This window comes from Lentzea sp. NPDC054927 (genome assembly GCF_053610285.1).
This window is the reverse complement of the sequence record NZ_JBSGXZ010000013.1, coordinates 66,167-84,747: the sequence shown is the minus strand read 5'-3', so window position 1 is coordinate 84,747 and position 18,581 is coordinate 66,167. Positions and strand designations below refer to the sequence as shown.

Genomic DNA, 18,581 nt, shown 5'->3' with positions numbered 1-18,581 from the left:
TCTTGTACAACCGAAGCTAGTAGCGAATTCAGCGAAAGGGAACGATCATGTCGCGAACAATGGTATGACCACAGCGGTCATACCATTCCTCATTTGACCAGCGGCTCCACGAAAACCTCCCGTGCGGCCTGCACGATTTCGGCGAGATCGCCCGAATCACCCCGGTCGCGCCGCCACAGCAGCCCGGTGTCGAGCTGCGCGCGGAAGTCCTCGAACGGCAGCACCGCCATGTTCTCCAGCTGGTAGCCGCGCATCGCGCTGCCCTCGTCGAGCATCGAGACGGAGAACCCGAGGCCGCTCGACACGATCTCCGAGGTGCCCTGGTAGCCGGTGTTGCTCAGCTGAATGCGCTTTTTGATGCCCAGCTCAGCCAATTGCCGGTCCAGCTGCTCGAAATACGCGGGCATCATTTCTTCCGGCGACTTCGCGTACGCCAGTCCGGTGAGATCTGCCAGTTTGACCGATTCACGGCCTTTGAACTGGTCGGCCGGCACCACCGCGCCGAGTCGTTCCGACATCACGTGCAGGGTGTCGAGAGAGGCCTCCTGCACCGGCAGACGCGCCAGCGTGAGCGCGAGCTTCCCCTCCTTCACCGCCGCGACGAGGTCGGTGGTCGTGCCGGGCCACCGCTTGACCTCGAACCGCTCCTCGACGCGCTCGGCCAGCAGCGACACCCGTTCCCGCAGCGCCGGGTGGACCCCGGCGGGCATGCCGACGAACACCGTGGCGCGGCTGGGTTTCGTGGCCTGGTCGAGCTGCCACTTGATGGACCCGACCCGGTCGAGCACGTCCCGCGCGATGGGCAGCAGGGCGGTGCCGGCGTCGGTCAGCGCCACGTGGTGGGTGCTGCGGTCGAACAACTGGTTGCCGAGCTCGTGTTCGAGATCCTTGATGCGCTGGCTCAACGGTGAGGCGGCCATGTGCAGTTTCCGCGCGGCCGCCGAGAAGTTGAGCTCCTCGGCGACCGCCACGAAGTACCTCAGATGCAGCAGTTCCACCCGATCAACACTAGGCCGTCCGGCTCAAACCTTCCTGAGCACGAACTCGTCGCTGCGCCCGCCACCCAGCAACACGTCCAGCCTGCCCGCCACGGCGTAGGCGCCGCACGGGGTGTTCGTGAGCGTGGTGGGTGCCTTGTCCGGCCACGCGACCTCGCGGACGATCTCGACGGTCTGCCACCGGTCGTGTGTGCGGACCTCGACGACACGGTTGGCGGCGGTGTTGTCGACGAGCAGCAAGCGGTTGCGGGACAACGCCAGCAGGCCGTCCGGGGCGCCGATCGGGGCCGTGATGGTGGTGACGTTCCGCGGGTTCGCCAGCGGGATCACGGCGAGCTTGCGGGCACCAGACAGCGCCGCGACGAGCTTGTCGCCGACGTGCACGACGCCGTTGAGGCCCCAGCTGCCGGTGGACGGCTGCGCGAGGTCGGGGTGCTGGACGAGCGTCGAGAACGTGCCGTCCGGGGTGACGCGGTAGATCGTGCCGGAGATGGAGTCGGTGACGAACGCGGTGCCGTCCGGGGCGAGCGCGACGTCGTTGGCGAAGTGGCCGGGGCCGGTGGCGAGCGTGACGCGGTGCAGGGCGCGGCCGGTGCGCAGGTCGTAGATGCCCAAGCCCGCGAACGCCCTGGTGGTCTCGGGTTTGCTGCGGTCGGCGAGGCCCAGGTCGGCGTTGGTGACGAGGACCCGGCCGCGGCGGGCGTCCACGGCGAGGCCCATCGTGGTGATCAGCCACGGGTCGTCGACGAGGGTGCGGGCCTGACCGTTCTCGACGCGGGAGACGGTGCCGTGCGTGACGGAGCCGACCAGGAACCGGTGCCGGATCGGGTCGTAGGTGACGCCTTCCGGGTGCAGCGAGGGGCCGGTGCCCATGATCACCGGTTCGCAGCGGGTCGACGCGTGCGCGGTGATCGGGGTGAGCAGGAGGATCAGCAGCGAGATCAGGATTCTCGTCATGCACCTATTTGTAGGCGACGATCGCGGCGTTCGCTCCGGCCGAAAGCATCGGAATCGTGGTGATGTCCCGGAAACCCGCGCCGGTGAGCCACTCGCGGTACTCGGCGCCGGTCCAGTTCTGCCCGCCGCCGGTCTCCACCAGCATGTTGAGGCCCATCAGCGCGGCGAGCGGCGGGCCGGTCTCGTCGTCGTCCAGCACCAGCTCGCAGATGATGATCGCGCCACCCGGAGGTAGTGCGGCGTAACACTTTCCCAGGATTTCGCGCGAGGTGCGCTCGTCCCAGTCGTGCAGGATCATGCTGAGCAGGATCACGTCGTGCCCTACCGGGAACTGCTCGTCGGCGAGGAAGTCACCGGCGTGCACGGAAATCCGGTCCGTGGCCTTCGCCTGCGCCTTCTCCGCCACGTGCGGGAGGTCGTAGACGGTCGCGCGCAGGTCCGGATAGCGCTCGCACAGCACGACCGGGAACGGACCCATCCCGCCACCGAGGTCGAGCAGGTTCTGGTGGCGCCCGAAGTCGTAGGCGTCGGCGAGTGCCATCGCGGTGAACGATGAGATCGCGAACAGCGCATCCCAGAAGTTGTCCAGCACCACCGGGTCCGAGGTCATGAACGAAGCGTGCGAAGTCGTGGGAGCGTTGGTGCGCAACGCTTCCTGCAAGCGGCCCCAGGCGGGATAGCCGACCATGTCGTTGTACCGCACAAATCCACCGAAGTACTGTTCCTTGCCGGGAACCAGGTACTCCGCCGCGACCGGGGCGTTCCGGTAGCGGTCGCCGTCCTTGGTGAGGAACCCGAGAGCCGTGCTGCTGCTCAACAGCACGCGCAGCGGGCGCGACTGGAGACCCAGGTCCGCGGCCAGTTCGGCGGAAGTGGCTGCACCGCGGCGATCCACGGCGGCGAACAGTCCGATGTCGACAGCGGCCGCCATCGCCTTGAACCGCCAGTACCCGGTCGTCAGTTCGATCAGCAGCCCCGGATTCATCCGTTCATCCCCGCCAATCGTCGTGACGCCTCCGACTCGCCCCAGCGGAACCCGATCCGGCGCGACAACTCGACGGCCTCGCCGTAGGACTGCTTGGCCTCCGCTGTCCGACCTGCCAGTTCGTGCACGATGCCGCGATCGAGCAGCACGCCCGCCTCGATCTGCCTGTCCCCCACCGAACGTGCCAGCTGCAGCGCTTCCTCCGCGAGTTCCAGAGCGCGGTCCAACGACCCGAGCTGGCGGTGCGCGTCGGCCATGTTCGCCAACGCGTGCAGCTCGCCGGACCGGTCGCCGCAGCCGCGGAACGTCGTCAGCGTCTCCTCGTAACAGACCAGCGCGGCCGGCAGATCGCCCAGCGCCGCGTGCACCAGCCCCAGATTCGTGCGCACGTAGGCGGCGCCCTGGGAGTCGTCCAACTCCTCCCGCAACGTCAGCGAGGCTCCCAGCGAGGTCAGCGCGGCGGGCAGGTCGCGGCGGCGCCAGTGCACGATGCCGAGGTTGTTGAGCGTCACGGCTTCGAGCTGGCGGTCGTGCAGCGCGCGGGCCAGCGTCAGCGCCGCCGCCCAGTGCTGCTGCGCCTCGGCGAACTTGAACCCGCGCTCGCAGGCGGCGCCGAGTTCCTTCAACGCCAACGCTTCCGCTCGGATGTCCCCCAGTGACCGGGCGGCTTCCAGCGCGAGGGTGTTCAGCGCGGCCCAGTCCGCGACCTCGGAGCGGCGGCGGAAGTACCAGGACAACCCGGCGGCGAACGCGACCGCGTCGGCCGGCGAGGCCTGGTGGGCGGCGGCGATCAGGTTGTCGCGCTCCTCGGCGAGCCAGAGGTCCGTCGGGTTGTCCGCCAATGCCTCCAGGTAGTGCTTGTGCAGCCGTTCCAGCGCCAACGACCGTTCCTCCGACGACTCCGAGCCGCGGCAGCGTTCGCGGGCGAAGAGGCGCAACAGGTCGTGCAGCGCGAACCGGCCCGGCACCGGTTCCTCGACGAGGTGCGCGTCGGCCAGTTCGGCGAGCAGCTCCTCGACGTCCGGCACGTCGGTCAGCGCCCGTGCCGCCGCGACCGCGAAGTCCGGTCCGTCGAGCAGCCCGATCAGCCGGAAAACCCGCGCCACGGCAGGGGAACCCAGCTCGGCGTAGCTGACCTCGAACGCCGACCGCACCGCCACGTCACCGAGCCGGAGCTCGTCCAGCCGGCGCGCCTCGTCCGCCAGCCGCGCGGCGAGCAACGGCGCGGTCCACTGTGGACGGGCGGCGAGCCGGGCCCCCGCGATCCGCAGTGCCAGCGGCAGTCCGCCGCACCAGCGCACGAGTTCGGCCGCGTCGTCGACCTTCCCGGCAACGCCCTCCAGCAGCTGGAAGGCCTCCTCCAACGGCAGGGCGCCGAGCTTGACGTAGGAGACGCCGTCGAGCGAGGTGAGCGGGCGGCGTGAGGTGATCAGCACGGCCGAGCCGGGGCCCGTCGGCAGCAGGCGCTTGACCTGGGCGGCGGTGGCGACGTTGTCCAGGACCACGAGCAGCCGTCGTTGAGCGGTGAGAGACCGGTAGCGCAGGGCTTCCTCGTCGCCGGGCCGTTCACCGAGAGCGCGCAGGAACTGGCTGAGGATCCGGTCGGAGGCGCCGTCGGAGAGGTCCGCGTAGAGCTGGCCGTCCGGGAAACCCGCGGCGATCTCGTGCGCCGCCCTGACCGCGAGCGCGGACTTGCCGATGCCCGCCTGCCCGGTGATCACGCACACCGCCACCCGGTCCTGGCGGCGGGTCTGCGCTTTGATCAGGCTCAGCTCGCGCGACCGTCCGGCGAACGTGACCACGTCCGGCGGCAGCTGCCGGATCGCCGACACACCAACGGGTTTCGCCCGCAGGATCTCGGCCTGGAGCCTGCGCAGCGACTCGCCCGGCTCGACTCCGAGCTCGTCCAGGAGCACCCTTCGGCACTCTTGGTAGGCCGCCAACGCCTCCGCCGGCCGTCCCGCCTTGTGCAGCGCGCCCATCTGCTGTTCGCGCAGGCGTTCGTTCAACGGGTGCTCGCGCACCCACTCGTTGAGGTCCGCGACGATCTCGACGTGCCGGCCGAGGTCGAGCTCCGCCTCGGCGCACTCGACCCGTGCGGCCAGCCGCAACTCCTCGAGCTGCGCGATGACCCCGCGCAGCAGCCCGGACGCGGCGAGGTCGGCCAACGCGGGCCCGCGCCACAACGCGAGTGCCTCCCGATAGCGCTGCGGCGTGCGTTCCCGGCGGGCGACGTCGAGCAGTTCGGTGAACCGGGTGAGGTCGAGCTCGGCAGGGTCGACCGACATCAGGTAGCCCGGTGGGCGCGAGAGCAGCCGTGATCCGACGATCTTGCGCAGCTGGTAGACGTAGACCTGGAGGTTCTTGAGGGCCGTCTTGGGCGGCGCGTCGTCCCACAGCACGCTGATCAGCCGATCGACCGACAGCACCCGCCCCGGTTGCGCGAGCAGCAGCGCCAGCACGGCCCGTTGCTTGGGCGGCCCAAGGCTCAGGCGCACGCCGTCATCGGCGTAACACTCCACCGGCCCGAGCACCCGGAACTCCACAACTCCTGATCGTATCTACCGGACGCATACCAGACACATGCCACGCGTCATCACGTTTGACCCATGACGAAAACCTCACTGGCTCTGGTGGTGGCACTCGGCACCTTGGCCGCAGCCGTGTCCCCCGCCCAGGCTGTCGAGCCCTACTCCGAGAGCCCGTCCCAGTCGTTCGCCGTCCGTGCGGGTGCCGTGCATTCCGGCGCTGCCTACGACGTGCTCGTCGGTGGCGTGAAGAGAGCCACCGTCAACGTCAGCGACCCTGCCTACACAGTCCGTTCGACCTCCTCGGCCGACGGCACCCAGGCCGCCGTGATCTCCGACTTCGACGGCACGTCCGGTGCTGTCCTGCAGACCTTCGACCGCTACGGGAAGTCTCGTTTCGTGGCTCGCGGCGCGATCTCGTCGGCGGTCTTCCACGGTTCGGCCCTGGCCTACGCCGACGGCGAGAACGTGGTGGTCGACGGTGTTTCCGTGGGCAAGCTCAAGGGCCGTGCGCCCCAGCTGCTCGGCTTCACCTCCGACGGCACCGGCCTGCTCGCCGTGGAACACCCGGACGCGGCCGACGACAGCACCTTCGTGGGTTCGCTCGTGCGGTTCGACCTGAAGTCCGGCGCCGCCAAGCCGTTGGTCACCTCAGACGCGACGGCGCTCTACCGCGACTTCAAGCTCGTGGACGTGCGCGGCAAACGACACGTCAGCTTCATCAAGCACAACGAGATCTACCGCTGCGGCGGCGCCGACCCGCAGTGGCTGGGCCTGGTCTCCGAGGACGGTGACGTCCGGTCGCTGATCGGCGAGACCCGCCACCACTACCGCAGCGCGGTGTGGAGCACCGACGGCTCGCGCGTGGCGTACGAGGTCATGGGTTGCGTGTCCGACAAGACGCTCGGGCCCGACCAGTTCGCCGGGCTCAACGGCGTCTACGTGCAGGACCTGGCCACTCGCAAAGCGTCGCGGGTGGTCGAGGGCCTGTCGTTCAACTACGCGCTGACCGGTGTTGATGGCGGTGAGGCCGTCATCGGCAGCCCTGCGAAGGGCTATGTGAAAGCCGCTGGTTTGAAGGCGGCTTCGTTGGACGGTCAGGTCACCACGATGGGCCGGCTGAACCGCGCCGAGTACATCCACCAGCTGTGGGACACGCGCAACGAGTTCAACGGCAACTCCTCCTGCGGCCCGACCAGCGCGGTGATCGACCTGGTCACCTACCAGCTGCCCAACGAGTTCGGCGTCCAGGTCTCGCAACCGTCCTCGCACTACTCGAAGTGGGGCCGCTACATCACCGACGAGTTCTCCAACCGCGGCACCACCTTCAACCGCGCCATGAACGACTGGTCGCGCACCGGCAGCTGGAAGGGCGCCCACGGCTGGATCACCGGCTACTACTGCGGCGGCAACCCGGCCCGCCCCTGCGCCTCCTGGGAGTCCGAGCGCGACTTCCTGGCCCGCAACGGCGCCGCCGTCCAGCAGGGCAACTTCACCCCGGCCCAGGTCCGCGCGTTCCTCGACCAAGGCAAGTTCGTCATCATGAGCGGCACGTGGGGCTCGACCTCCGGCCACCTGTCCGTCGTCATCGGCTACCACGACAACGGCTCGTTCTACGTCCACGACACCTACGGCGCGGGCACCGACGGCAGCTACGACGGCGCGAACCAGCTCTACACGTGGAACTACATCGCACCTGTGCAGATGTGGGCGGCGTGATCTGACGAGTGCGTGCCCGGCTCGCAAATGTCATGCGAGCCGGGCACTGCGCCATCCAGATCTTGCCCCAACACGCCAGATCAAACGCCAAGGGAGATCAAATCGACTGAGAAAACGCCACGGCGGCAAATTCCAACGCGGCGATCGTAGTCAGCTGACCATTCAAATCGGACAAATATCACCGAAAAGGAGCACTCCGACACAGTCCATCCGCATGAACCTGATTCACCCGCACTCGCCTTGCACATACTCTGACAGCAACGACGGAGGACACCCCTGCACCCGAAGGATTAGCCGATGACGTTTTGGACGAGCAACAGTCACATCATCAGCAGAGCCACATTGTCGACCATGTTCTCGTCCCTCATTGCAGGCAAACTGAAGCGGCAACACCGGGCCGAACTCGACCGAAAATCACTGCTGTACTACTACAACATACTTCACGAGCGCCACAACTACACGTGCACCGTCACCAGCTGGCGTCAGCTCACAACCATCGAAGCAAACGGCGACACACACGAAAGGATAGAATTCACCGCGATTCCCAACGTCGACGCCTTGCACTTCTTGACGTTCTGGGAAGGCCCTGGATGGGACTGGCCCGAAAAACACAAGAAGAACACTCGCCTACATGTGTCGGAGGTGCAGGTCGAAGAAGAGAACAAAAGTCGGTTCGACGTCACATCCTACTGGCTCACGCAAGGGCGACTGAAAGTTGCACTTCACCTGGGAGAACCGGTCGCCAAGGGCAAGAAGATCCACGTGGCCGCCGATTTCAGCTGGCCGGCAAAATCCCTGCCGTTCACACAAGGCTTGACCGATGAATTCGTGAAGAAGTTCACACCGGGGCCTCAAGCACTTCAGTACACCATTGTATTACCGCCCGGCTGCAGCGCCCATTTCGACAGCATTGGACTCAAAAACGGAGCCGAACGGTACTCGATCCAGCGGCGCATCAATTCCAACAAGCGCGAGGAGGTCAGCCTCACGGCCCACCGCGTTACCGCCGGCGCACGAGTTGGCATGAAGCTGAACATCCGGGACCGGTCGCCAAGTACTTGACGCCAGGCGTCAAGTACTTGCTATGGTCTGTCAAGTGGCGACCACCTCGGAGCACGTGGACCTGAGAGACGACCTGACCCGGTTCGTCAGGATCCGGCTGCTCGACCCGCTGGAGATCCTCCTGCCGCAAGCCGACCTCGACGAGCTGTGCGAACAGGTCAAGATCGACGCCGAGATGTGGGCGGCCCAGCTGCTCGGCGAGGACGACGCACTGGCCAGGCAGGTGGCGATCCGCCTGATCTCCGTGTTCTACCCCGGCGACACCGCGTTCGACCCGCCCGACGCGTGGTGGGCGACGCCGCTGGGCCGCGTCACCGCACGCCGCGCGGGTCACCCCAGCAAGGACGTGGTGTCGTTCGCGGTGGCCGGCGCGATGCTCGGCATCACCCGGCAGGGCGTCCACGACCTGGTCAACCGCAACAAGCTGCTCCGCCACCCCGACGGCGGCGTCACGGTCGCCTCGATTCGCGCACGGCTCGGACTGAGGAGAGAACCGTGAACCTCGCGGCAACCGATCACGGTGGCGACGGGCCGCCGATCCTGCTCCTGCACGGCGCGGGCGGCAGCAAAGAGGCGTGGGAAACGCTTGCGCCGCAACTGAACGGACGAAGAGTCGCGGTCGACCTGCGCGGGCACGGCGAGTCGCCCGACGGGCCGTGGGAGTGGGAGGCGGTGCTGGACGACCTCGAAGCCGCAACCGTCCACTTCGGACTCCACAACCCGGTCGTCATCGGACATTCGCTGGGCGGCATCCTCGCCGGCATGTGGGCGCGCCGGCACCCCGAGTGCCCCGCGGCGGTGAGCCTGGACGGACATCGCTCCGCCGCAACAGATCCGGCGAACTACGCCGGAATGCCGGAAGACCAGGTCGAGGCGGACCTCGCGAAGCTCAACGCCATCTTCTCCGCCCAGCAGCAAACGATCACCCGGCCGAACCGCAAAATCACCGACGCGCTGCGCACGGCACCGGAGTTCCTGGACGCCTTGCCGGTGTTCGCCGACGTCAAGGCTCCGTTCCTGCTCGTGCTGGCCACGAAGAACCTGCCGGTACCACCAGACCTGCTGCCGCTGATGGACGCCCATCGCGCCGGATTGCGCCGCGACCTGCCGTTGACGTGTCCCCACGTCCAGGTGCGCGAGATCGACGCGACGCACGGCATGGTGTTCGAGCAGCCCGCGCGAACAGCCGCGATCGTCAACGACTTCATCGCACGGTGAAGAGGCGGTCCAGGGCGAGGCGGGCGCGGGCCGGCGCGGTGCTGTCGTGCTCCAGTTGGAGGAAGTGGTTGAGGGCCAGCATGACCCCGACCACCTCGTAGATCAGCTGGTCGACGTCGGTGTCCGCGGGCAGTTCGCCGAAGCTGATCGCGCGGCGGATGTGGATCCGGAGGTCCCTGCGCCACAACGCGTTCATGCCGGCCAGCGCGTCACGGACGCGGCCGCTGCGGCCGTCGAACTCGGTGGTCGCGGCGGTGAAGAAGCAGCCGCCGGGCAGCACCTCGCGTTCGAGGTAGGAGACCCAGGCCTCGCAGACCGCTCGCAAGTGCGGCAGGCCGGACGGTGCCTGTTTGACGCGGCCCGGCACCTCGCGCTGGAAGACTTCGGCCGCCTGGTCGACGACCGCTAGTTGCAGGGTCTCCTTCGTGCCGAAATGGCCCAGCAGACCGGCCTTGCTCATGCCCAGTTCGGTGGCGAGCCGGCCGATCGTCAGGCCTTCCAGCCCTTCCGCCGAGGCGATGGCGAGGCTGTGCTCGAGGATGCGCTGCCGCGTCTCGAGGGTGTCGGCAACCGATCTGCGCGGGCTCACAATGAGATCCTAACCTCTTTAGCTACCGACCGATCGGTTGCTATATTCGCCGGGTCGCAGCCTCGCCGAAGGAGTTCACCGTGTCCGGATCCCGTGTCGTCGCGCTCGGCCATCACCAGCCCGAACGCGTGCTGACCAACGCCGACCTGGAAAAGATGGTGGACACCAGCGACGAGTGGATCCGTCAGCGGACCGGCATCTCGACCCGGCGCATCGCGGACGACGAGTCGGTGACCGACATGGCGGCGGGAGCGGCGGCCAAGGCGCTCGCGGCGTCCGGGCTGGAGCCCTCCGAGATCGGCCAGGTCATCGTCGCGACCTGTTCCGCCGTCGACCGCTGTCCCTCGATCGCCGCGCAGGTCGCGAACAGGCTGAACATTCCCAGCGCGGTCTGCTTCGACCTCAACAACGCCTGCGCCGGCTTCTGCACCGCGCTGGCCACCGCCGACCACACGCTGCGCGCAGGTGCCGCCCGGCACGCGCTGGTCATCGGTGCCGAGAAGATGTCCGACCTGGTCGACTGGACCGACCGCGCCAACTGCATCCTGCTCGGCGACGGTGCGGGCGCCGCGGTGATCAGCGCCTCCGACGACGCCCAGATCGGACCCGTCACCTGGGGTTCCGACCCCACCCGCAACAACGCCGTGCGGCTCGTCGACGAGTGGCAGCCGCGGTTCGCCCAGGAAGGGCAGTCCGTCTTCCGCTGGGCCACCAGCGAACTCCCGGCCGTCGCGGCGCAGGCCTGCGAACGGGCGGGCATCGCCACCACCGACCTCGCCGGCGTCGTCACGCACCAGGCCAACCTGCGGATCATCGAGGCCATGACCCGCAAGCTGAAGCTGCGCGACGACGTGGTGATCGCACGCGACGTCGTGGGCTCCGGCAACACCTCCGCCGCCTCGGTGCCGCTCGCACTGTCCAAAATGGTCGAACGCGGTGAATTGCCGTCCGGCCAGCCGGTGCTGCTCTTCGCCTTCGGCGGCGGGCTTTCGTGGGCCGGCCAGGTCATCACCTGCCCGTAGCAAAAGCCAAGAGAGGGCATCAATCGCATTGTTTTCACGTCGCACGCCTAACTCTTGACTGCGCTGTTCACATTTAAGTTAAGTCTTCCCTTGCGCCATCCTCCGGAATACGGTCGGACGACTCACGGCCACGAGGAGGCGTCATGTCGATCTCGCCCTGCGAGCCGAACCCGACGTTCGCCGACACGTTGCGCGCGGCCATCGCGGCGCGCGGTCTGTCGCTGGAACGGATCCGCGACCACCTGGCCCGCCGGGGCGTGTCGGTGAGCCTGGCGACGCTGAGCTACTGGCAGACCGGGCGCAGCCAGCCGGAGCGGCGCGCGTCGCTGGTGGCCCTGCGGCACCTGGAGGACGTGCTCGCGCTCGAGCCCGGCACGCTGGCCGAACTGCTCGCCGCGCCCGCGCACCGGGGCAGGCGCCGCGAGGACAACGCGATCAGCGCCCTGTGGCCGGTCCCGTCGGTGATCGACGACGTGGTCGACGAGGTCGACACGCGCTGGGACGTCCGCCTCACCCGGATCAGCCAGCACGACCACGTCACCGTGGGGCCGGAGCGCGGCGAGCGTTCGTACGTGTCACGGCAGGTGCTGCGCGCGGAGGAGGACGGCCCGGACCGGTGGGTGGTGATCCTGCACCTCGACGAGCACGACCGGCCGATGCCGCTGATCAGGCCGTTGCGCAACTGCCGGCTCGGCCGCGTGGTCACCCGCCCGCACGACGGCCTGCTGGTGGCCGAACTGCTGTTCCGCGCCCCGTTGCGCCGCGGCCAGAGCGTCATCACCGAGCACGAGCTGGTCAACCGCGCGCCATATCCGCCGGCGACGAACTACGAGCGCAAGTTCCGCCGCCCGGTGCACGAGTACGCGCTGGAGGTGAACTTCGACGCCGCCGCGCTGCCCGCCACCTGCACGCAGTACGTGCAGGACGTCGACGGCACGCGGCAGTCGCATCGGGTGCGGCTCGACGAGGGCAACTCCGTGATCGGAGTCGCGCTGAGGTTCGGGCCGGGCTGCTACGGGTTCGAGTGGAGCTGGTGAGCGGGCCCCGCCGGGGATGCGGGACCCGCCCTTCAGCTGATCGTCGTCAGAGCGTGACCGACCAGCTGCTCAGCACGCCGACGTCACCGGGGCCGTTGTCCCCGATCCGCAACGTCCACGTGCCGCCCGCGGCCTCCCCTGCCGCCGGGACCACGGTGAACGTCTTCCCCGCCGGGAACGGAGTGCAGGAGTAGTTGCCTCCCGGCGTCCGCAGCAGCGGGTACCAGCGGCCGCTCGGTGCCGCCAGCGTGACGTTCAGGTCTTCCAGGCAGGTGTGCGTGGCGCCCACCTTGACCGTGATCGGGTTGCTCGCGGTCCCGGTCGCGGTGGATCGCACCGCGCTGACCGCGACCTGGAAGTCGCGAATCGGGTAGTCGGTGTCGTTGCTGAACGTCCGGCCGCCGGTGTCGCCGGGTGACGTGCGCGCCGACACCGCCGGGCTGGGCTTCGACCTGTTGCCCGCCGCGTCCGTCGCCTGGATGGTGAACGAGTACGCCGTGTCCGCGGTCAGGCCGGTGACCGTCGCGTTGGTGGTGGTGACAGTCGTGGCCAGCGCACCGCCGTTGAACACCTCGTAGCTCGCGACGCCCACGTTGTCGACGGACGCGTCCCACGCCAGCGACACGCTGGACGCGGTAACACCCGTTGACCTGGGGTTTCCGGGCGTCGTGGGCGGCTCGTCGTCCGCCGTGCCCGGCTGCGTGCGCGCGCTGACGGCCGCACTGGCCGCGGAGGCGTTGCCGGCCGCGTCCTTCGCCTTGATCGTGAACGTGTAGGCGTTGTCCGGCTTGAGCCCGGTGACCGTCGCGTTGGTGGTGGTGACGGTCGTGGCGAGCGCACTGCCGTTGTAGACGTCGTAACCCGTCACACCAACGTTGTCCGTCGACGCGTCCCACTGCAGCGACACGCTGGACGAGGTGGTTCCCGTCGACCGCGGGTTGCCCGGCGCGCTGGGTGCCGTTGTGTCGTTCGAACCCCCGGTGACCAGCGTGAGGTTCCACTTCTGCAGTGCCTCGTTGACCGGCTGGAAGATCGACATTTCGTCGTCGGACGGGTTCTGCACGCACTGCGACGGCCCGCCGTCGTGCAGCCCGACCGCCTTGTCGCCGAGCAGCCACCCGCCACCGGAGTCGCCGCCGAGCGAGCACGCCGTCGTCCACGTCATGTCCTCGATGACCAGCCCGCCGCCGTAGTCAACGGCCTTGTGCGTGTACTTGACCTCGCCGCACTTCCACTTGGACGTGTTGCCCGAGTGACAGACCCGGTCGCCGACCATCGCCTCGGCCGACCCGGTCACCGTGATCGCGGGCTCGCCCCACGTGTTGACCGCGGCGGACAGGTTCCACCCGGCCTCGGTCACCGCGACGACACCCATGTCGCCCTCCCGCGCGTTGACACTGCGCGAGCCACCCACGTTCGACGTGCCGACGCGGTTCTGCTGCCCGCTCTGCCCGTACGCGGCCTGGTTCGCATCGTTCGTGCAGTGCCCGGCGGTCAGGAAGTGCTTGCCCCCGTTGGCATCCGTCGCACCGAACCCGACCGAGCAGTTCGACTCCGACCCCGGCCACCACGGACTGCCGGTCTGCACGGTCCCGGCCTGCTGCCGCTGCTGGGAGTCGGTCTCGACGACCTTGACCCCTCGATTCCTAACCGCGCTCAGGAACTGTTCGGTGGCCTGCGTCTTCCTGGTCGTGTTGACCGTGACGCTGACCTGGTTGTTCTTGACGTCAACGCCCCAGCTGAACACCCCGTGCACGCCGTTGCCGACCAGCGCCCGCACCTCATCGAGCTGCCGGTCCAGGTCCGCCTTGCTCCGCTGAACCTTGGTCGCCCTGACCCCCTGTGCCTTCGCCTGGGCGACGGCCTCGTCACTCGTCACCGCCACGATCAGCGCGCCGGCCTCCGCGTCGAACCAGTGGCCGGCGAGCTGACCGACCAGCGCCGCCGGCAGGCTCTTGAACCGCTTGTGCGCCTCGTCCTGCGCAGTGAGCTGGGTGCGCGCCTGCTGCGGCGAAATGCCCAACGCTTTTGCGACACCGTTCACGGCTGCGGGTGGGACGGCTGGTGTGTCCGGTTGTCCGGCCGCCGTTGGGCTGCCTTGGATTACCGCTAGGACACCGATCGCGAGGACCGGTCCGCACGCGGCGGCGATGATTCTGCGCAATTGCATGGCTGGAACTCCTTCAGGCAGGGTTCCGGAAAAATATGTCCGGGAACCCGGCCGCGGACAGCCATGAACGCGTTTAACAGTTCAGTTCGGGGATTTCACTGATTTGTTTCGCCAGAATCGCCGCGCACGCGACCATCCAGCCTGTTGGGTGTAGCTACACGTCCGATGATCTTGAGTTGGTAGTACTTGCAGACGCCGACAGCGCCACCCCGAAACGAGGCCGGTGTGACGGCTCGGGAGCCCGCCGAGCCGCCACACCGTTGGTGACGCACGAGATGGAGGTTCAGCCTGCCGGCGCGGGATCGAGCGCATCGCCGCGTGACGTCATCGGTCCGCCACCTGGCCACGACAGCGACGTCGGAGTTCGCTCGTCACCGCTTGCCCTGTGCCGGCAGGCACACAACCTCCTGACCTGGTTAAGGCCTCGCGCGTCCTCCGCCCACTCGCACCATCTCCGGCCTCGAACGTGAATGCCGCCGCCGCTGCAAAGGCGGGGACATCGACGACGAGACTGACGGGGGAACCGATGATGCGCGGGCGGCGACCGGTTCGGGAACCGGAATCTGGGTGGTGGGCAGAGCCTCCGGGACGGCCGCGGCGGCAGGGGTCTCCTCGACCTCTGGCTGCGTCCAGACCGAGCGGTTCGGGTCCACCTGGTTCTGACGGAACAGTTCCGGGGTCTCGGTGATGATCTTGCCCGGCGATTCGAGACCCACGATGCCGACGAGCTTGCCGTCGGCGATGAAGCCGGTGAGGCCGTTGACGTCCGTGGTGTCGGTGCCCAGCACGGGCAGGCCGGCGCCCTGGACGCGCATGCCGTACTGCTCGGTCCAGAACCGGGGTACCGGCGTGTACGCCTTGGCGTGCTGTCTGCCCACCAGGAGGTTCTCGGCCGCGGCACGGCCTCCCTCCACGGCGTTGAGCCAGTGTTCGACTCGGCGCACCACTCCGTTGAAGCGCATGTTGGGCCAGCGGGCCACGTCACCGCAGGCGACGATGTTCTCGGCGCCGACCACGTGGTTCGTGGCGTCGCACAGCACACCGTCCTCGATCACCAGGCCGGAGCCGCGCAGCCAGTCGACGGCCGGCGAGGCGCCCACGGCCAGCACGACGCACGAGGCGAAGAAGACCTGGCCGTCCGAGAGGTGGATGCCGATGCCGCCGGGCTGACGCACCCAGTGCTTGATGCCGACACCGGTGGCCAGCCTCACACCGTGCTCGACGTGCGCCTCGGTGATCTTCTTGCCGATGTCGTCACCGACGACGCCACCCAGCAACGCGGGCGAGCGCACGATCAGGGCCACGTCGCGGCCCATGTGACGAATCGAACACGCGAGCTCGCAGCCGATGAACCCACCGCCGATGACCGCGACGAGGCCCTGCGACTGCCGGATGTTCCTGCGGATCGCGACCGCGTCGTCCAACGTCCGCAGCACGTGCACCCGCGGGTCGTGGCGCGGAGCTCCGCCCATCGCCCTGGCGTCGACGCCGGTAGCGATGATCATGCCGTCGTACTTGATCTCCTGGCCGCCGGGCACCCAGACGGACTGCGTCTTCGGGTCCAGGTGCAGGGCCGGGGAGTTCAACATCCATTCGGCATCGAGGTCACTGGAGAACGACAGCAACGAGTCGTCCGGGGTCCACTCTCCGGTGATCATCTGCTTCGACAGGCAAGGGCGGTGGTACGGGAGGTGCCGCTCGGCGGACAGGATCGTGATCTGCCCGTCGAAACCCATCTCCCGCAGCCGTTCCGCGGAACGGACTCCTCCGAGCCCGCCGCCGACGACCACGATCCGTTCGCTCACTTCACTCGCTCCCTGATCTCGATCGCGCGCATCGGGCACGCACGCTGTGCCGCTCGGGCCTGGGCGAAGTGCTCCTCCGGCGGCCGGCGGTTGTAGGTCAGGCGGTTGTCTTCGATCAACTGGAAAACATCCGGGGCCTCCGCCTGGCAGGTGCCGTAGCGGTGGCATTTCTCGTTGTTGACGCTCACGTCCATCGCGTCGCCTTCGCCGACGCCGGGTTCCTTGCCGCGCTCGGAGTCGAGCATGCCGATGCGGATCAGCACCTCGGGCGGCAGGAAGCGGGCCAGTGCCAGGGTCGCGGTGGGGACGAGGACGGTGAGGCCGGCCAGCCAGAGAACGGACAGGTTGCCGTTCGCGATGGCGCCGAACCAGGAGTGCACGACGGTGATGGTCACCGCGATGTACGCCGTTTGGTGGAACCTCAACCACTTGCGGTAGAAGACCTTGTGTCGCATCGATGCCAGTACGGCGATCGCGAGCATGACCTCCAGGCCGAGGATGCCCAGCGCGTGCCGGAACAGGCCGCCGTCGACGAACGGCAGGATCAGCTTGATGACGCCCAGCGGAGCGCCTTGCAGCAGTGTGAAAGCGAACGCGTGGACACATCCGAACGCGATCGCCAGTGAGGCGAGCACCATGTGCCCGTTCTTCAGTCCTTCACGCCCGGTGAGCTTCTCGGCCCATCCGGTCGCGATCAGCACACCCCAGGACAAGGTGGCGCACATCAGGACATAAGCCAGCCTGGCGGAGATCTGGGCCATCTTCTTGACGCCGCTGTCGAAGTCGGACGCCTGGGCCACCAGGAGCGGAATCTGGCTGGACAACAACTCTTCCTCCGGAAAGAACTTCTCGCGGGAACCCGCCCGGTCCTGTCGTGCAGGAGTGGACACATCAGGGCCGGGCGGGTGGGAACAGGTCCGCGTTGGAGTGCCTCTGACCTTGGGACACCACCTCCGTTTCCCGTTGCCTAACGGGGTCTTGCAGACTCACCGCACCGGTCGTCGCGGGCGGAGTACTCGGAGCAGGAGGACCGTGAGGACCGCTCCCGCGGCGGTGACCGTGAGGATCACCCACATGTTCGGCCCCTCGTCGGAGGCCAGGCTGGCGTTGATGATGCCGCCGGCGGGCTGGGGTTCCGCGAACGACGCGTCACCCGCGAGACCAGTGCTCTCCAGCAACGTCATGTGCTTCATCACCACGTCGATGCCGGCCTGCGCGAACCCGCGGATGGTGTCGTTGCGGGTCTGCGTGCGCACCTTCGCGATGAAGTTGAAGACCTGGCCGTGCGCTGCCCGCAACCGGGCGACGAAGGCCTGGTCGAACGCGTCTCCTTCGAGACCGTTGAGCTCGTCCATCCACGACTGCTGCGACGGGTTCGGCACGTCCGGGGTGGTGAGTCCGAACCCCGCGGCCGTCTTCTTCGTCAGGTTGTCGAGCATCATGTGGTCGAGCATGATCATCTTGCCGATCTGCTTGACCCTGGCGTTCGACGCCTTGGTGGCCGTGAGCTCACCCATGGGCATTTCCCACAGGCCTGCCTGGCGCACCTTGTTCAGCAGTTCGCGGTCGTTCGCGGTCAGTGGTCCGCTCGGGGTGTCCATCACTCCCCCGGTGTCCGCGGGCTGCGCTGCAGCCGTGGCGGCCAGGCCGGAGGAGAAGAGGAACAACATCGCCAAGACGGTGGCGAGGGCTCTGGTCATCGTCTTGATGTCCTCGTTGTCCAAGGGAGTCGGTAGGGGGATTTCGGGGGCTCGAGCAGTGAGGCCCAGGAGCGAGGCACTCAGTAGCCGGGCGCTGCCGGAGGTGGCGCGGACTGCGGTGTCTGGCCGCCGGAGCTGGGGGACGTGCTCGGTGTGCTGCTGCTCTTGTTGCTGTTGTTCTGCGCTTTTCCGCCGGTGATCTTGGCGCCGTTGGGAGCGGTGACCCACCAGGTCCCGCCCTTGCCCTGCCCCTTCATGTCACCCGCGGCCTTGTCCTCGGCGTAGGTGTACTGCGGAAAACCCGCGATGGTCAGCTGCTTGGTGCCGTCCGGCCTGGTCAGGACGCCCATCGAGATCGGGTCCACGCCGGTCGCCATCGGCGCCTTGTCCGCGAGGACCGGCTTCCACGTCTTCGCGCACTCGCCCTCGCAGTTGGACTTGGACGGCTTCGGGACGTCCTTGTCGAAGCGGTAGAGCGGGAGCCCGTCGGCGTCTGTGACGAACCACCCCATCTGCTCGGTGTTCGAGATGAAGTACAGGTTCGCGCCGCTCAGATCAGCGGCGTTCGCCTTCAAGGCACCGGGAGCGGCCTCGCCCCCGGGGGGAGTCTGGGTGCTACCGCACGCCGTGAGGGAGATAGCCAGTGCCGCCAGGGCGGTGATGGCTGGTCCACGTCGCATCGGCAGTCCTTTCTCGGCGGGGGTACCGAGGAGTACGGACACGTTCCGGCAACGGTTCACGAACTTCGTGAGGAATATTTGCCTCTCGACTTGAGACGGTTGATAGGGCAA

16 protein-coding genes are annotated in these 18,581 nt (G+C 67.9%); 6 read left to right on the top strand and 10 right to left on the bottom strand.

Going from position 1 to position 18,581, the window contains the following annotated elements; genetic code table 11:
* Nucleotides 1-89 precede the first annotated feature (89 nt).
* From ACWGE0_RS20095 to ACWGE0_RS20080, 4 genes are read right to left on the bottom strand one after another with little or no spacing between them, the layout of a single operon-like run.
* A complete protein-coding gene (locus ACWGE0_RS20095) occupies nt 90-998 on the bottom strand; it encodes a LysR family transcriptional regulator (protein ID WP_452262402.1) in 909 nt (302 codons plus the stop codon).
* 24 nt (nt 999-1,022) lie between these two features.
* Nucleotides 1,023-1,955 (bottom strand): hypothetical protein, encoded by a 933-nt coding sequence (locus ACWGE0_RS20090; RefSeq protein ID WP_452262401.1) that lies wholly within the window; start codon nt 1,953-1,955, stop codon nt 1,023-1,025.
* Between the two features lie 4 nt (nt 1,956-1,959).
* Nucleotides 1,960-2,940, bottom strand: coding sequence for a methyltransferase (locus ACWGE0_RS20085; protein WP_452262400.1), 981 nt, complete (start codon nt 2,938-2,940; stop codon nt 1,960-1,962).
* Complete coding sequence (locus ACWGE0_RS20080; protein WP_452262399.1) at nt 2,937-5,486, bottom strand: BTAD domain-containing putative transcriptional regulator; 2,550 nt, start codon at nt 5,484-5,486, stop codon at nt 2,937-2,939. The genes ACWGE0_RS20085 and ACWGE0_RS20080 overlap by 4 nt, the downstream gene beginning before the upstream one ends.
* Before the next feature lie 63 nt (nt 5,487-5,549).
* Here ACWGE0_RS20080 and ACWGE0_RS20075 point away from each other — a divergent pair, with 63 nt between their 5' ends.
* The 4 genes from ACWGE0_RS20075 (at nt 5,550) to ACWGE0_RS20060 (ending at nt 9,467) form a co-directional block, all read left to right on the top strand.
* Nucleotides 5,550-7,187, top strand: coding sequence for a C39 family peptidase (locus tag ACWGE0_RS20075; protein ID WP_452262398.1), 1,638 nt, complete (start codon nt 5,550-5,552; stop codon nt 7,185-7,187).
* A gap of 297 nt (nt 7,188-7,484) precedes the next feature.
* Nucleotides 7,485-8,249 carry a hypothetical protein gene (locus ACWGE0_RS20070; protein WP_452262397.1) on the top strand — a complete coding sequence of 255 codons (765 nt, stop codon included), beginning with the start codon at nt 7,485-7,487 and terminating at the stop codon, nt 8,247-8,249.
* Nucleotides 8,250-8,283: 34 nt separating this feature from the next.
* Nucleotides 8,284-8,748 (top strand): hypothetical protein, encoded by a 465-nt coding sequence (locus tag ACWGE0_RS20065; RefSeq protein ID WP_452262396.1) that lies wholly within the window; start codon nt 8,284-8,286, stop codon nt 8,746-8,748.
* Nucleotides 8,745-9,467 carry an alpha/beta fold hydrolase gene (locus ACWGE0_RS20060; RefSeq protein ID WP_452262395.1) on the top strand — a complete coding sequence of 241 codons (723 nt, stop codon included), beginning with the start codon at nt 8,745-8,747 and terminating at the stop codon, nt 9,465-9,467. The genes ACWGE0_RS20065 and ACWGE0_RS20060 overlap by 4 nt, the downstream gene beginning before the upstream one ends.
* On the opposite strand, the gene ACWGE0_RS20055 is transcribed toward ACWGE0_RS20060, so the two are convergent.
* On the bottom strand, nt 9,454-10,056 hold the full coding sequence (locus ACWGE0_RS20055) for a TetR/AcrR family transcriptional regulator (RefSeq protein WP_452262394.1): 603 nt from the start codon (nt 10,054-10,056) through the stop codon (nt 9,454-9,456). The two genes, ACWGE0_RS20060 and ACWGE0_RS20055, sit on opposite strands and share 14 nt — an antisense overlap.
* An 80-nt stretch (nt 10,057-10,136) precedes the next feature.
* Here ACWGE0_RS20055 and ACWGE0_RS20050 point away from each other — a divergent pair, with 80 nt between their 5' ends.
* Nucleotides 10,137-11,078: a beta-ketoacyl-ACP synthase III gene (locus ACWGE0_RS20050; RefSeq protein WP_452262393.1), complete on the top strand. Its 942-nt coding sequence runs from the start codon at nt 10,137-10,139 to the stop codon at nt 11,076-11,078.
* 143 nt (nt 11,079-11,221) lie between these two features.
* Nucleotides 11,222-12,115, top strand: coding sequence for a helix-turn-helix domain-containing protein (locus tag ACWGE0_RS20045; RefSeq protein WP_452262392.1), 894 nt, complete (start codon nt 11,222-11,224; stop codon nt 12,113-12,115).
* Nucleotides 12,116-12,161: 46 nt separating this feature from the next.
* Here the strand turns inward: ACWGE0_RS20045 and ACWGE0_RS20040 are convergent, their stop codons facing one another.
* The 5 genes from ACWGE0_RS20040 to ACWGE0_RS20020 all read right to left on the bottom strand — a co-directional run bounded on the left by ACWGE0_RS20040 (nt 12,162) and on the right by ACWGE0_RS20020 (nt 18,470).
* Nucleotides 12,162-14,285, bottom strand: coding sequence for a fibronectin type III domain-containing protein (locus ACWGE0_RS20040; RefSeq protein ID WP_452262391.1), 2,124 nt, complete (start codon nt 14,283-14,285; stop codon nt 12,162-12,164).
* Between the two features lie 416 nt (nt 14,286-14,701).
* The gene (locus ACWGE0_RS20035; protein ID WP_452262390.1) at nt 14,702-16,090 is read right to left on the bottom strand and encodes an NAD(P)/FAD-dependent oxidoreductase; all 1,389 of its coding nucleotides are present in this window, start codon (nt 16,088-16,090) and stop codon (nt 14,702-14,704) included.
* On the bottom strand, nt 16,087-16,914 hold the full coding sequence (locus ACWGE0_RS20030) for a 4Fe-4S domain-containing protein (RefSeq protein ID WP_452262389.1): 828 nt from the start codon (nt 16,912-16,914) through the stop codon (nt 16,087-16,089). Before ACWGE0_RS20030 ends, ACWGE0_RS20035 begins: the two co-directional genes overlap by 4 nt.
* Before the next feature lie 162 nt (nt 16,915-17,076).
* Nucleotides 17,077-17,790, bottom strand: a complete 714-nt coding sequence (locus ACWGE0_RS20025) for a DUF4142 domain-containing protein (protein WP_452262388.1) — start codon at nt 17,788-17,790, stop codon at nt 17,077-17,079.
* 80 nt (nt 17,791-17,870) lie between these two features.
* Nucleotides 17,871-18,470 (bottom strand): hypothetical protein, encoded by a 600-nt coding sequence (locus ACWGE0_RS20020; RefSeq protein ID WP_452262387.1) that lies wholly within the window; start codon nt 18,468-18,470, stop codon nt 17,871-17,873.
* Between the last annotated feature and the right edge of the window lie 111 nt (nt 18,471-18,581).

Excerpts from the sequence above, each read along its gene's own strand:
- ACWGE0_RS20090 (WP_452262401.1), bottom strand. The coding sequence starts at position 1,955 with ATGACGAGAATCCTGATCTCGCTGCTGATCCTCCTGCTCACCCCGATC.
- ACWGE0_RS20085 (WP_452262400.1), bottom strand. The coding sequence starts at position 2,940 with ATGAATCCGGGGCTGCTGATCGAACTGACGACCGGGTACTGGCGGTTC.
- ACWGE0_RS20075 (WP_452262398.1), top strand. The coding sequence starts at position 5,550 with ATGACGAAAACCTCACTGGCTCTGGTGGTGGCACTCGGCACCTTGGCC.
- ACWGE0_RS20070 (WP_452262397.1), top strand. The coding sequence starts at position 7,485 with ATGACGTTTTGGACGAGCAACAGTCACATCATCAGCAGAGCCACATTG.
- ACWGE0_RS20045 (WP_452262392.1), top strand. The coding sequence starts at position 11,222 with ATGTCGATCTCGCCCTGCGAGCCGAACCCGACGTTCGCCGACACGTTG.
- ACWGE0_RS20040 (WP_452262391.1), bottom strand. The coding sequence starts at position 14,285 with ATGCAATTGCGCAGAATCATCGCCGCCGCGTGCGGACCGGTCCTCGCG.
- ACWGE0_RS20025 (WP_452262388.1), bottom strand. The coding sequence starts at position 17,790 with ATGACCAGAGCCCTCGCCACCGTCTTGGCGATGTTGTTCCTCTTCTCC.
- ACWGE0_RS20020 (WP_452262387.1), bottom strand. The coding sequence starts at position 18,470 with ATGCGACGTGGACCAGCCATCACCGCCCTGGCGGCACTGGCTATCTCC.